General features: G+C 69.8%; 12 protein-coding genes. 4 read left to right on the top strand and 8 right to left on the bottom strand.

Features of this window, described 5'->3' with window-relative positions; genetic code table 11:
• Nucleotides 1-7: 7 nt before the first annotated feature.
• From AB0L00_RS41145 to AB0L00_RS41115, 7 genes are all read right to left on the bottom strand, one after another.
• Entirely contained in the window at nucleotides 8-1,093 is a 1,086-nt protein-coding gene (locus tag AB0L00_RS41145) for a hypothetical protein (RefSeq protein WP_364443113.1), read from the bottom strand.
• Nucleotides 1,094-1,215: 122 nt separating this feature from the next.
• Nucleotides 1,216-1,821 (bottom strand): SigE family RNA polymerase sigma factor, encoded by a 606-nt coding sequence (locus AB0L00_RS41140; RefSeq protein WP_345356443.1) that lies wholly within the window; start codon nucleotides 1,819-1,821, stop codon nucleotides 1,216-1,218.
• Between the two features lie 78 nt (nucleotides 1,822-1,899).
• Nucleotides 1,900-2,451 carry an HIT domain-containing protein gene (locus tag AB0L00_RS41135; RefSeq protein WP_364443111.1) on the bottom strand — a complete coding sequence of 184 codons (552 nt, stop codon included), beginning with the start codon at nucleotides 2,449-2,451 and terminating at the stop codon, nucleotides 1,900-1,902.
• 69 nt (nucleotides 2,452-2,520) lie between these two features.
• Entirely contained in the window at nucleotides 2,521-2,613 is a 93-nt protein-coding gene (locus tag AB0L00_RS41130; protein ID WP_364443110.1) for a DUF397 domain-containing protein, read from the bottom strand.
• The gene (locus tag AB0L00_RS41125; protein WP_364443109.1) at nucleotides 2,610-2,996 is read right to left on the bottom strand and encodes a DUF5753 domain-containing protein; all 387 of its coding nucleotides are present in this window, start codon (nucleotides 2,994-2,996) and stop codon (nucleotides 2,610-2,612) included. The genes AB0L00_RS41130 and AB0L00_RS41125 overlap by 4 nt, the downstream gene beginning before the upstream one ends.
• A 122-nt stretch (nucleotides 2,997-3,118) precedes the next feature.
• Nucleotides 3,119-5,149 (bottom strand): threonine--tRNA ligase, encoded by a 2,031-nt coding sequence (gene thrS / locus AB0L00_RS41120; RefSeq protein ID WP_364443171.1) that lies wholly within the window; start codon nucleotides 5,147-5,149, stop codon nucleotides 3,119-3,121.
• Nucleotides 5,150-5,314: 165 nt separating this feature from the next.
• Nucleotides 5,315-7,213 (bottom strand): PIG-L family deacetylase, encoded by a 1,899-nt coding sequence (locus tag AB0L00_RS41115; protein WP_364443108.1) that lies wholly within the window; start codon nucleotides 7,211-7,213, stop codon nucleotides 5,315-5,317.
• 284 nt (nucleotides 7,214-7,497) lie between these two features.
• Here AB0L00_RS41115 and AB0L00_RS41110 point away from each other — a divergent pair, with 284 nt between their 5' ends.
• Nucleotides 7,498-8,568 (top strand): sodium:calcium antiporter, encoded by a 1,071-nt coding sequence (locus tag AB0L00_RS41110; protein ID WP_364443106.1) that lies wholly within the window; start codon nucleotides 7,498-7,500, stop codon nucleotides 8,566-8,568.
• Nucleotides 8,569-8,654: 86 nt separating this feature from the next.
• Here AB0L00_RS41110 and trxA read toward each other — a convergent pair whose 3' ends face one another.
• Nucleotides 8,655-9,014, bottom strand: coding sequence for a thioredoxin (gene trxA, locus AB0L00_RS41105; RefSeq protein ID WP_364443105.1), 360 nt, complete (start codon nucleotides 9,012-9,014; stop codon nucleotides 8,655-8,657).
• A gap of 275 nt (nucleotides 9,015-9,289) precedes the next feature.
• Between trxA and AB0L00_RS41100 the strand changes: the two genes are divergently transcribed.
• The 3 genes from AB0L00_RS41100 (at nucleotide 9,290) to AB0L00_RS41090 (ending at nucleotide 12,486) form a co-directional block, all read left to right on the top strand.
• Nucleotides 9,290-10,759 carry a helix-turn-helix domain-containing protein gene (locus AB0L00_RS41100; RefSeq protein WP_364443104.1) on the top strand — a complete coding sequence of 490 codons (1,470 nt, stop codon included), beginning with the start codon at nucleotides 9,290-9,292 and terminating at the stop codon, nucleotides 10,757-10,759.
• Between the two features lie 144 nt (nucleotides 10,760-10,903).
• Nucleotides 10,904-11,050 carry a hypothetical protein gene (locus AB0L00_RS41095; protein WP_345356467.1) on the top strand — a complete coding sequence of 49 codons (147 nt, stop codon included), beginning with the start codon at nucleotides 10,904-10,906 and terminating at the stop codon, nucleotides 11,048-11,050.
• Nucleotides 11,051-11,232: 182 nt separating this feature from the next.
• Complete coding sequence (locus AB0L00_RS41090) at nucleotides 11,233-12,486, top strand: glycosyl hydrolase family 8 (protein ID WP_364443102.1); 1,254 nt, start codon at nucleotides 11,233-11,235, stop codon at nucleotides 12,484-12,486.
• The last annotated feature ends 124 nt before the right edge of the window (nucleotides 12,487-12,610 follow it).

Here is a 12,610-nt window from a genome sequence, read left to right as displayed (position 1 = left end):
GCTCCCGTCACCAGGCGAGGTCGTCCGGGTCGAACGCCTCGTCATGGGCGTCGGTGTGCTGCAGCGTACGGAACCGGCCGTCGTCGATACGACCGAACCCGACGTCGTTCAGGTTCCCACCGTCGTGGAACAGCAGGTGACGACCGCTCGGATCGGTTCGAAGCGCGACGCGCCCGGACCAGTTGGGAAGCGGAGGCACAGGCTGTCCGTCCATGGTCTCGTGGTAGAGCGTGCGGAGCACCCGACCGTCGGCGACGGCGATCTCGCAGATCGTGTACGCCCCGTCGAGCGGCGTGTACTCCCCCACCACGCTGATCGTGTCCCCGTCCCCGCTGATCGCGGCCGCCCAGAGGTTCGTCAGCCGCGCGGACTGGCGGACCAGGATCCTGCTCGACAGCAGGCTGGAGCCGTTCGCGTCCGTGTCCAGGAGCCTGACCACACCGTTCTTGGTCAACGGGTGGTTCCCGTCGTCCGGCTGATGGGTGGGTTCCCGGCGGAGGAAGGCGACCTTACGGTCGTCGGCTGTCCAGGACAGACTGGAGACGACGCTCTCCCGCGGGTCCGTCCACTCCCGTTGCGCGCCGGTCCGCAGATCGACCACGCCGATCTTGTAGAAGAGACGGTCCGCCGGGATGCCACAGGGCAGCACCGCGTAGGCGAGCTTTTTGCCGTCCGGGGAGACGGCGAGCCCTCCTGGCAGCGCCTCCCGGCGCATGGTCCCGCCCTGGATCCGCGTTCCCAACGGGGTGAAGGAGGAGATCTTGCCGCTGTCGGCGACCCGCATGCGGTAGATGTGGATGGTGTTGCACGCGGTCTGCCGGATCGGCACCTCCATCACGAAGAAGGTCCGGTTGTCCTGAGCGGCGCCGACGTACTGGAAGGTCAGGCCGTGCGACGCCGCCCTGGTGTCGTACAGCTGCTCCGTCCTGGAGCCGCGGACCTCGACCCGCGACGCGCCCTTCGGGAGCTCGCCGAACCCGGTCGCCGCCACGATGAAGGCCGGTCCGCCGCCTCCCGCCGCCGCGTCCGGCTGCGAGCGCCCACTGACCATCACGACGAGGGCGACCGAGAAGGCCACCGCGACCGCGCTCATCGCCGGCACCGCCCACGGAAACCGCCGGCGAGATCTCGGGAGGGACAGCGGCCGTACCGTTTCCGGCCGCACCGTACGGGCCCCCTCGGTGAAGGCTTGGCGAAGACGATCTTCGGTCCTGGTCATGCTTCCTCCCCGAGCTTGGTGGCGAGCGCGGCGAGCGCCCGGGAGGTGGTCGACTTGACGGTGCCACGGCTGACGCCCATCACCTCGGCGATCTCGGCTTCGGAGAGATCGAGGTAGTAGCGCAGCACCAGCGCCTCACGCTGGCGGCGCGGCAGCGATCGGAGCGCGACGAAGACCTCACGGCGGTCCTCCCCCAGCAGCGCGGCCGACTCCGCCGACCAGATGGGCGGTTCGTAGTCGCCGCCGAAGCGCCGCGCGATCGCGCGCCTGCGCAGCACCCCGCGACAGCCGTTGATCACCGACGTGCGGATGTACGGCAACGGCTTCTCGGGATCGCGCAACCTGTCGATCCGGCGGTGCACGGCCGCGAAGGCGTCCTGGACGACGTCCTCGGCGGTGGCCTGGTCCCCGACGATGAACAACGCCATCCGGACGAGTTCCAGGTGGTGTCGGCGGAAGACGGCTGTCAGGACCACGGCCGAGCCGTGGTCCTGCCCTGTGGCGACATCGGGCTCCGCCGCCAGGGCATACTCCGGCGATGCGCCGCCGGCGCCGTCGCGCGGTCCGTGCCAGGCCGCGCCCCGCTCCGCAGCGATCTTCAATCTCATATCACTTACATGCGGGGCACGCCGGAATGGTTGCTCGCCGCGCGGAACTTCCGCTGAGGCCTCGACCGAGCCTCAGTCGTGCGGCCAGGCATCCGCGATGAGCTGGCGGGTCTCCCGCAGCAGTTGGGGCAGCACCTTCGTCTGGCCGATGACCGGCATGAAGTTGGTGTCCCCACCCCACCGGGGCACGATGTGCTGGTGGAGGTGGGCGGCGATGCCCGCGCCGGCGACCGTACCGAGGTTCATGCCGACGTTGAAGCCGTGGGCGCCGCTCGCCTTGCGCAGCGTGGTGATCGCGTCCTGGGTGAGCCGGGCGACCTCGGCGGTCTCCGCGTCGTCGAGCTCGGTGTAGTCCGCGACGTGCCGGTACGGGCACACCATGAGGTGACCGGAGTTGTACGGGTAGAGGTTGAGGACGACGAACGCGCTGTCCCCGCGCCGGACGATCAGACCGTCCTCGTCGCTCATCTTCGGGATCTCGCAAAACGGGCAGCCGTCGTCCGCTCCCGCCCCGGTGGGCTTGCTCTCACCCTTGATGTAGGCCATCCGGTGCGGGGTCCACAGGCGCTGGAACTGGTCGGGCTCCCCGACTCCGTACTGTTCCTCATGGTCGGACTCGGTCATGCCAGCAGCATAGGGCCGCCTCCCGAGCACCCCGCCCACGGGTCCCGAACGAGCGCTCGGTCATTCATGTCAGGCCGTTACGACAGCCACCTCGACGCAGTTACCGCTGCCCTCGGAACTATGGGTACTGACTCGCCAAAAGGGATCCGGGGATCCGGTCATGCCAGCTCCTTCCCCAAGGCCGTAATGAAGCCGATGGAGTCATCGGGGTCTAGCGCAGACTCTCGCAGGCGATCGTATCTGGCGGCGAGTCGTTCCGCTTCGGCCGATTCGACGTACAGGGAGCCTCCCGGTCCCTCCACGTGCGCGACCTTGGGAAATGGATCCGCCATCTTGATAAGTCGAAACCCACCGTCCGGGCTGGCGTGCGCGCCTACGGTGAAAGGCAAGACGCGAATATCGACGTTCGGGCGGTCGGCCGCAGTGAGGATGTGCCTGATCTGGGCGTTCATCACTTCCGAGCCACCGACGGACCGGCGAAGCGCCGCCTCATCGAGTACAACGTCCAACTGAACGCTACCGTCCAGGATGCGCTGCCGCGACATCCGCAACGCGCATGGGAATGAAAAGGTCGAGGCGAGTACCCGAGTTGGACGCGGCGTTTGAGAGAGCTCGCTGGCGTGTGCTGCGTTCTTGGCGCAGCACACGCCAGGGGTCAAAAGGCGTCTCAGATCTGGATGCGGCTCTCGACGGCCTTGACGATCTCGTCGACGGCCTCGTCGATGGAGACGCCGTTCTTCTGCTCGCCGTTCCGGTAGCGGAACGACACGGCGTCCTTGGCGACGTCGTCGTCGCCGGCCAGCAGCATGTACGGCACCTTCTGCTTCTGCGCGTTGCGGATCTTCTTCTGCATTCGGTCGGAGGAGGTGTCGACCTCGACCCGGATGCCCCGCTCGCGGAGCTTGGCCGCGATCTTGCGCAGGTGCGGGACGTGGTCGTCGGCGATGGGGATGCCGACCGCCTGCACCGGGGCGAGCCACGGCGGCAGCGCGCCCGCGTAGTGCTCCAGCAGCACGCCGAAGAACCGTTCGATCGACCCGAACAGCGCCCGGTGGATCATGACGGGCTGCTGCCGGGAGCCGTCGGCGGCCTGGTACTCCAGGCCGAACCGCTTCGGCTGGTTGAAGTCGACCTGGATGGTCGACAGCTGCCAGGTGCGGCCGATGGCGTCCTTGGCCTGGACGGAGATCTTCGGGCCGTAGAAGGCCGCGCCGCCGGGGTCGGCGACGAGGTCGAGGCCGGACTCGTCGGCGGCCTGCCGCAGCGCGGCGGTGGCCTCCTCCCAATCCTCGTCGGAGCCGATGAACTTTTCCGACTCGTCGCGGGTGGACAGCTCGAGGTAGAACTCGCTCAGTCCGTAGTCGCGCAGGAGGCCGAGCACGAAGGCGAGCAGGCTCTTGATCTCGTCGCCCATCTGCTCGCGGGTGCAGTAGATGTGCGCGTCGTCCTGGGTCATGCCGCGCACGCGGGTGAGGCCGTGCACGACGCCGGACTTCTCGAACCGGTAGACGCTGCCGAATTCGAACAGCCGCAGCGGCAGCTCCCGGTAGGACCGCCCGCGCGCGTCGAAGATCAGGTTGTGCATCGGGCAGTTCATCGGCTTGAGGTAGTACTCCGCCCCATCCAGCTCCATGGGCGGGAACATGTCGTCCTTGTACCAGCCGAGGTGGCCGGAGGTCTGGAACAGGTCGCCCTTGGTGATGTGCGGGGTGTTGACGAACTCGTACCCCTCCTCCTCGTGCCGCCGACGGGAGTAGTCCTCCAGGACCCTGCGGACGACGCCGCCCTTGGGGTGGAAGACCGCGAGGCCGCTGCCGATCTCGCTGGGGAAGGAGAACAGGTCGAGCTCGGCGCCGAGCTTGCGGTGATCGCGCCGCTCGGCCTCCTCGAGCATCTTGAGGTATTCGTCCTGGCGCTCGCGGGACTCCCACGCGGTGCCGTAGATGCGCTGGAGCTGCGGGTTCTTCTCGCTGCCGCGCCAGTACGCCCCGCCGGAGCGCATCAGCTTGAACGCGGGGATCACCCGGGTGGTCGGCAGGTGCGGGCCGCGGCACAGGTCCTTCCAGCGCAGCTCGCCGGACTTGGCGTCGAGGTTGTCGTAGATGGTCAGCTCACCGCCGCCGACCTCCACGCTCTCCTCGTCCGCCGCTGCGCCCTTGAGACCGATCAGCTCCAGCTTGTACGGCTCGGCGGCGAGCTCCTCGCGGGCATCGTCGTCGGCGACGACCCGGCGGGAGAAGCGCTGCCCCTGCTTGACGATCTCCCGCATCCGCTTCTCGATGCGCTTGAGGTCATCGGGCTGGAACGGGTGCTCGACGTCGAAGTCGTAGTAGAAGCCGTTCTCGACGGGCGGGCCGATGCCGAGCTTGGCCTCGGGGAACAGCTCCTGCACCGCCTGCGCCATGACGTGCGCGGCGGAGTGGCGCATGATGGCGCGGCCCTCGGGTGAGTCGATCTGGATGGGCTCGACGACGTCGCCGTCACGCAGGACGTGCGCCAGGTCGCGCGCCTGGCCGCCGACGCGGGCGGCGATGACGGTGCGGCCGTCGGCGTCGAGCGCTTCTCCGGCGGTGGTGCCGGCCGCCACCACACGCTCGCTTCCGTCGAGGGTGATGCGCAGCTCAGACACGGGAACTCCTCGATGGTCAGGGATGTCGGGATCGAATGCTATCGATTGTGCGGGTCCGGGGGACGCCATCGACTCCATGGTCGCTCCTCTCGCGTGGCGGGAGCGAACCGGGACAGCATCGAGGCCCCGGGATCGCTCCCGGGGCCTCGGCCGTGCAGGTCAGTGCAGGCGACCGTCGCGCCGGGGCTCGCCCGGCGTCGTCGTCTCGAAGATGGTCGCCACGGGCCCATGGTATCAGCGGCCGACCGCCCGCCACGCGGCCTTTCTGGCGGCCGAGCGCGGCGCCACGTGCAGCCGCCCGTCGGCGCCGAGGGCGCACACCTGCGAGCCGTCCGGCAGCGGCGCGGGCACCCCGATCACCTGATAGGGCGGCGAAGCGCCGATGACGGGCGGCTCGCCGTCGAGGTGGGCCACGGCCCGGACGGCCAGGGTGCCGTCCCAGACGGCGGACGACATGGCGCGGGAGATCGCCAGGGTCCGGCCGGTCCACGGCTCACGGAACATCACCTGGATCCGGTCGCCGACCGCCTCGGCGGCCAGCGGTGCGATCGCGCCCGCCACCGGCAGGGCCCCGGCGAACACGAGCGGCTTGCCCGGCTCGCGCTGACGCCACCACAGGATCTGCGAGCGGGTCGCGGCGAACAGTTCGATCGTCCCGGCGTCGGTGACGACCGCGGCCAGGCCGTCCTGGACGTCGCCGTACCGATGGTGTTTCTTCGTCGGCTGCGGCGAGATGACCTGCTTCAGGTCGACTCCCGGCAGGTCGGTCCACGCGCGGCTCCAGCCGCCCGTGCCGAGGAACCGGGCGCTCACGCCGCCGCGCCCGTTGCGCACGAACGCGGCGATCATGCCGGAGCCGTCGACCACGGCCACCGGAACGCCGGCCTGGTTGTGGACCTTCTTCGGATCGGGACGGCCGAGCGACCGCCAGCGCCCCTGGCCGTACGCGACGACCTCACCGGTGTCGGAGCGCAGGCCGAGGACCACCGGCCCGGCCGCGGCCACGGCCGGGGCGAGGGGGCCGCCCGGGTCGCCGAGTGACCGCGGCGCCGACCAGCCGCCGTTCGTTCGCCGCCAGACGAGCAGGCGGCCCGCCCCCACCGCGTACACGGCGTCCGCGGCGGTGAAGCCGGTGCCGCGCGGCCACCGGTAGACCATGCGCGCCTCGTAGGCGTCCCAGTGGGGGTTCTCGGCGTTGATGCGGTAGTCGTGCGCGGAGTAGGCCGCGAACACGCGCTGCTTGTACCGGTTGTCGGCCGCGCTGAGGTTCACCGCGAGATTGCGGACGTTGTAGTCCCGGTAGTTGACCTGCAGGAGCAGTTGCTCGGGATGGCTCGCGGCGTGGCGCCGTACCGCCTCGGCGGCGAAGTGGGCCGCCGCGATGTGATCGGGGTGGTCCGCGCTGTACCTCTCGTCCGGCGCCGTGTCCTGGGAGCGCACGACCGTCGGCCGGAAACTCTGCATCAGGCCCGTGAGCGCGCTCAGCACGTCCTCCCGGCTCAGGCACCGCCGGTACGGCGACCCGTCCGGCGCCTGCGTCCATCCGCACACGTCCGCGTGGTCGGTGGCGCTCCACAGCTTGCCCAGTGTGTGCCACCCCAGACTGGCCCGCGGGTCACGCCCGTCCGGCACCAGGAGGAACACCAGCCGGATGTCCGGCCGGTCGACGAGGATGTACGAGAGCAGCCGCAGCGTCCCGACGCTGAGGGTCTCCCGCCGCCAGCGGTTGCGGACGCCGAGCATGAGCGCGTACGCCGCCCGTAGGCCGTTCTCCCGCTCGGCGACGTAGGCGTTGACGTCGTGGGTGTCCGGCGGGACGCCGGCCTTGCTCTCCCCCGCGCTGAGGTAGACGGTCAGGTGCGGCGATCCGGCCCGCAGCGACTCGGACAGGTCAGGGGTCATGAAGAGCAGGTCGTCGTCCTCGTGCGCGACGATCTGCAGGTACCGCGAGCGGGCCGCGGGTGTTCCCCGCGCCGCCGCGCCGTGCCGGTTCGCCGGGCGGCCGGCCCCGCCCTTCGACAGCAGGCCGAGCCCCGTCCCGAGCCCGGCCGCGGCGGCCGCGCCCACCAGGAGGAACCGCCGCCGATCGGCCCCGGACGAGAGAGGCTCCGAAGCGGACGGTTCGGTGGACATGCGGCACTGCCTCCAAGATCAGGATAAGTGGTGGCGACCGAACGAGTATCGCGGAATGCGAGCACTTCTGGGCGTTGAACGGGAGGTCGTCACGTCGAGTAAGCTGGGCGCCGCGAAGGGGAGTAGTCCCGCCGGCCGGTCGTCGACATACTGGAGCGCCTGAGCGCTCCCGGTGCCCGGGCCCCATGACAGGGGTGGACGAGACCTTCGGCTGTCGGTGACCGCTGATCACCGTGAGCCGAGGTCCGCTCTCTGTCTCACGGTGGCCGATCTTCGAGGAACACATGCTGCACGTCGTGATCCTGCTGGCCTGCGCCATCGCGATCTATTTGTCCTGTGAGTGGTTCGTCAACGCCGTCGAGTGGCTCGGCGTCCGGCTGAAGGTCGGGCCGCTCGCCGTGGGGACCCTGCTGGCCGCGTTCGGCACGGCGCTCCCCGAGAGCGTCGTGACCTTCGTCGCCGTGGTGTTCGGCTCGGGCGCCCAGCAGAAGGACATCGGGGTCGGCGCGGCGATGGGCGGTCCGCTGGCGCTGGCCACCGTGGCCTACGGTGTGACGGGCTTCGTGCTGCTGACGCGACGGCGGAAGGTTCAGGCCGCCGCCCGTACGGCCACCCCCGTCGGCGCCGGAGCCGCCGCGACCGCGTCTCCCGACCTCCCGGACGAGGCTCCGCCGCGGGAGGACCTCGGTGACGTCCGCAAGCTCGCCCGTGACCAGCGCTGGTTCCTGGCGATCTTCGTCGTCAAGGTGGCGGTGGGGCTGGTGGCCTTCGCGTTCAAGCCGTGGCTCGGCCTGCTGTTCTTCGCCGCGTACGCCGTCTACTTCTGGCGGGAGCTGCGCGACGGCGGTGAGCACGGCGACGGCGCCGACCTCGAGCCGCTGCTCCTGCAGCGCCGTCGCGAGGTGCCCGCGACGTGGGCCGTCGTCACCCAGACCCTCGTCACCCTTGTGATCATCTTCTTCGCGTCACAGCTGTTCGTGCACCAACTCGACGCGATCGGCCCGATGATCGGCCTCTCCGCGTCGGTCACCGCGCTGCTGCTGTCCCCCATCGCCACCGAGCTGCCCGAGATCATGAACGCGATCATCTGGGTGCGCCAGGGCAAGACGCCTCTCGCCCTCGCCAACATCAGCGGCGCGATGATGATCCAGGCCACCGTGCCGTCCGGACTGGGCATCCTGTTCACGCCCTGGCGGTTCGACCACGCCCTGCTCCTGGCGGGAGTGGTGACGATGGCGGCCATGGTCTACCTGCTGGCGATGCTGTGGAAGGGCCGCCTCTCCGGGCGGACCCTGACCGTGGCGGCCGTCTTCTACGCGATCTTCGGTCTCTGCCTGATCCCGGTCCTGTCCTGATCCCGGTCCTGTCCTGATCCCGGTCCTGACCGGCGGACCACGGTGAGAGTCCGGTCGGCGTCGCCGACCGGACTCCGTCGTTCAGGTCAGGCCTTCTTGGCCAGGCGGCTGCGCACGTCGTCCATGTCCAGGGCGCGCACCTGCTCGATCAGGCTCTCCAGCGACTCGGCGGGAAGCGCGCCGGGCTGGGCGAACACGATGACGCCGTCGCGGATCGCCATGATGGTCGGGATCGACGTGATGTCGAATCGCACGGCCAGGTCCTGCTCGGCCTCGGTGTCGACCTTGCCGAAGACGATGTCCTCGTGCGTGGCCGAGGCCTCCTCGTAAATCGGCGCGAACATCCGGCACGGCCCGCACCAGCTCGCCCAGAAGTCGACCAGCACGATGCCGTCGCCGCTCGCCGTCTTGTCGAAGTTCTCGGCGGTCAGGGTCGTCGTGGCCATTGGAGCTCCTCGTCATCGAATGCCGGCCACCCGTCGGGCCGCCATGTCACTCGACAACACCGCGATGGGGATGCTGATTCCAGCACGCCCGTATGACCCTGCCGGTCGACCGGCATCACCGTGAACTCGGGGTTTGTGGTGGAGTCGCCTCCCGGCGGGCCACCCCACCACAAATCCGAACATCCGCGCTCGTACTACGGAGCCACGGTTCGGACCTCGATCAGCAGCAGGTGAGGTCGCCCGGTGCGGGCACGGACAGGGCAACGGTTACCGAGGTGCTCGACCCCGCCGTCCCGGCGGACGCCGACGTGACGGAACCGACGGTTCCGCTCACGATCAGTGACCCGATAGTCGAAACGAAGACCAGGGCTACGACCCTGCGCAGACGTGACATTCTTTCTTATCCTTTCCTGTGGCAGTGTCATTTTCTTCTAGAGGCGGGCGAGATGCCAGGGCAAGAATCACTCGGTGAACGGATTCGGACTTTGCGGCTGCGCAAGAACCTGTCTCAGGCACAGCTCGCCTGGCCTGAGCTCTCCGACAGCTACGTCTCGCTCATCGAAAGCGGCAAGCGCACGCCGGCGCCGAGCATGATCGCGTTGCTGGCCCGCAAGCTCGACTGTTCCGAGTCCTACCTGCTGACCGGCGTGAGCGAGGAGGCGATCGCCGGTCTCCGGGAGACTTTGCGCTACGCGCACATCGCTCTGGAGAACGGCGCGGCCGACGAGGCGCGGATTCGTTTCGCCGAGGTTTCGGCCCATCCCGCCGTGACCGATATTCCCGGGCTCGCACACGAAGCGTGCTGGGGGCACGCCCTCGCGTTGGAAGCGACCGGCGCGCTGAAGGAGGCGCTCGGCGAGCTGGAGCGCGCGGCGGGGATGATCTCGCCCACCACCGAGCCCGACCAGTGGGCGAAGGTCCACACCGCGCTGATCCGCTGTCACCGGCAGCTCGGCGACCTGACGACCAGCATCCAGGTGGGAGAGGAGGCCCTCGACCAGCTCACCGTGATGGGCGGCCAGTGGAGCGATGCGATGGTGATGCTCGGGTCCACGATCCTCGCGGCGTACATCCATCGCGGTGACCTCGCCTACGCGCGCCAGTTCGCCGACATGCTGACCACGCGGGCGGAGGCCATCGGCACGCCCAAGGCGCGGATGGCCGCCTACTGGAACGCCGCGTGGGCGGCGGAGCTCAGCGGCGACGCGCCGGGCGCGCTCAGGTTGGCCGAGCGCGCCATCGCGCTCCTGGGCGAGGAGGACGACGCCCGCAACCTGAGCCGGCTCCGGGGGGCCTACGGTCACTTCCTGCTCTGCGCGCGGCCGGACCGGGCGGCGGAGGCACTCGAAGTGCTCCGGCACGCGCAGCGCGAGATGGAGTCCACCGCGACCAGCACCGTCGACCTCGCCTCCTGCCTGCTGCACCAGGCTCGCGCCGAGATCGTGCTCGGCAACCCGGTGGAGGCCGCGAGCCTGGCCCGGCAGGCGGCCGACCTTCTCGGCGACACCGCGGGGCAGGTCATCGCCGAGGCCTACACGGTGCTCTCCGACGCACAGGCGCGCCTCGGCCAGCGGGATGAGGCGGTGGCCGCCCTGTTCCAGGCAGTCGACTACCTGGAGAAGATGGAGGCGCACCGGCCCGCGGCCCGCGCTTGGTTCGACCTGGCGGAGTTGCTGGGTGCGGCGGGCCAGGCCGACGGCCAGAAGGCGGCCTTCCAGCGCGCCCTCGCCTGCATGGGGCTGTGACCGGGAGACACCGGCAGGGCCGTCGCCTAAGGGACAATCGGCTGGAACCGATCAACGCCGCGGCGCGTCTGTAATCTCGTTCATGGAGGTTTTCTCCGGGGAAGCCGGATGAAGCCTGAAGGTGCGACTCTCTCGGAGGAAGACGTGAAGGTTCGGCGGATCCGGCTGGCGACGGCGGCGGTCGTGGGGTTCGTGCCGGCGTTGCTGGCACTGTCGGCCTGCGGGCACTCTCACCACCACGTGGTGCATCACCACGTGGTCGTCCACCACGTGGTGCGCCACCACCACTGACGAACGACCACGGGGCGGGTCGGGGTCTCCCCGGGCCCGCCCCGGTTCGTTCGCCGTTCCCTATTGACGTACGGGCGGAATCGACTCATCCTCGGAGCTTGTTAGGAAACCTTCCTAACAAGCCGTCGGGAAGTTCCGGCATGCCGGACCGGCGGCGCAGTGTCCCCTCCGAGGAGCCCGCCATGTTCCACCGAAAGGCCCGGACCACTGCCATGGCGACCGTGGTCGCCGCTCTCTCCCTCCTCCCCATCACCATGACCGGCCCGGTCGCCGGCGCGTCGACCGCCGATCCCCGGCCGGACCGGGCGGCCGCCGCGCCCGCCCACCCCTTCCCCGCGCATGTGACCTATCGGACCGGCGTCCTGCCGTCCGCGAGCCAGTCCGCACGGGACGCCGCAGTCAAGAAGCAGTACGACTCCTGGAAGAGCAAGTACCTGCGCGCCGCCTGCGGCGGGTACCTCGTCTACGCGACCGGGGACGCGCCGAACAAGGGCACCGTCTCGGAAGCGCAGGGCTATGGAATGAACATCGTGCCGTTGATGGCCGGGTACGACGCGAACGCCCAGACGGAGTTCGACGGTCTCTGGCACGTCGCGTCGACGCACCGCGACTCCCAGGGCATGATGCAGTGGAAGATCGACGGCAGCTCCTGCAAGTACGCCGACTCGGGCACACCGGACGCCGCGACCGACGGCGACCTGGACGTCGGCTACGGCCTCATCCTCGCCGACCGGCAGTGGGGCGGGTACGCCACCGCCGCCAAGGACTGGCTCGCCAAGCTCTACGCCGCGGACGTGGCCCCCGACGGGCATCTCAAGTGCGAGGACGACGGGCCGGACACCGACACGCGCCCGTCCGACCACATGCTCGACCACCTCCGCGCCTTCGCCGCGTACGACCCGGCGCACGACTGGAACAAGGTCGTCACCCGCACTGAGGCCGTGATCCAGGAGTTCACCGCCAAGTACTCCCCCACCGCGAACCTGCTGTCGGACTTCGTGGTGAACGCGAACACCACCGGCCCGAAGCCGGCCCCCGCCGACTACCAGGAGAGCCAGCCGGACAACATCGTCGGATACAACTCCGTGCGCGTGCCGTGGCACATCGGCACCGACGCCCTGCTCTACGGCTCGTCCGTGAGCGTCGGCGTCGCGACGAAGGAGTCCGCGAGCTACAAGAGCCACGCGGGCGGCGACCCGGCCAAGATCTACCCGCACACGAAGCTCGACGGCACCCCCACCCAGACCGACGACCAGTCCGAGGCGGCCAACGACCCGGTCGGTGTCGCCGCCATGGCCGCCGGGGACCAGGGCTGGACCGACAAGCTGTGGAACTTCCTGGCCACCAACCCGTACGGCGACACGTACTACGGCGAGACGATAAAGATGCTCGTCTACATCGTCATGGCGGGTGACTACTGGTCGCCCGCCGCCTGAGGCGACCGCTCCAGCCGGGGCCGCCGCCGAGCGTGGGCGGGGGCGCGGGGGGTGGGGGGGAGGGTCGGCGCGCGCCCGTCGCTGCCGACGAAGCGGGGCGCAGCGGGGCGGCCCGGCGGCGGCC

The sequence above is a fragment of the Actinoallomurus sp. NPDC052308 genome (assembly GCF_040679195.1).
Lineage (GTDB): Bacteria > Actinomycetota > Actinomycetes > Streptosporangiales > Streptosporangiaceae > Actinoallomurus > Actinoallomurus liliacearum.
Note: the sequence above shows the minus strand (reverse complement) of the source record. Positions and strands in the feature narration are given on the sequence as shown.

What these genes read in the sequence shown, in the direction of transcription:
- AB0L00_RS41145 (WP_364443113.1), bottom strand. Translation starts at nt 1,093, where the DNA reads ATGAGCGCGGTCGCGGTGGCCTTCTCGGTCGCCCTCGTCGTGATGGTC.
- AB0L00_RS41135 (WP_364443111.1), bottom strand. Translation starts at nt 2,451, where the DNA reads ATGACCGAGTCCGACCATGAGGAACAGTACGGAGTCGGGGAGCCCGAC.
- AB0L00_RS41130 (WP_364443110.1), bottom strand. Translation starts at nt 2,613, where the DNA reads ATGACCGGATCCCCGGATCCCTTTTGGCGAGTCAGTACCCATAGTTCC.
- AB0L00_RS41125 (WP_364443109.1), bottom strand. Translation starts at nt 2,996, where the DNA reads ATGTCGCGGCAGCGCATCCTGGACGGTAGCGTTCAGTTGGACGTTGTA.
- thrS (WP_364443171.1), bottom strand. Translation starts at nt 5,149, where the DNA reads ATGGCGTCCCCCGGACCCGCACAATCGATAGCATTCGATCCCGACATC.
- AB0L00_RS41115 (WP_364443108.1), bottom strand. Translation starts at nt 7,213, where the DNA reads ATGTCCACCGAACCGTCCGCTTCGGAGCCTCTCTCGTCCGGGGCCGAT.
- AB0L00_RS41110 (WP_364443106.1), top strand. Translation starts at nt 7,498, where the DNA reads ATGCTGCACGTCGTGATCCTGCTGGCCTGCGCCATCGCGATCTATTTG.
- trxA (WP_364443105.1), bottom strand. Translation starts at nt 9,014, where the DNA reads ATGGCCACGACGACCCTGACCGCCGAGAACTTCGACAAGACGGCGAGC.
- AB0L00_RS41090 (WP_364443102.1), top strand. Translation starts at nt 11,233, where the DNA reads ATGTTCCACCGAAAGGCCCGGACCACTGCCATGGCGACCGTGGTCGCC.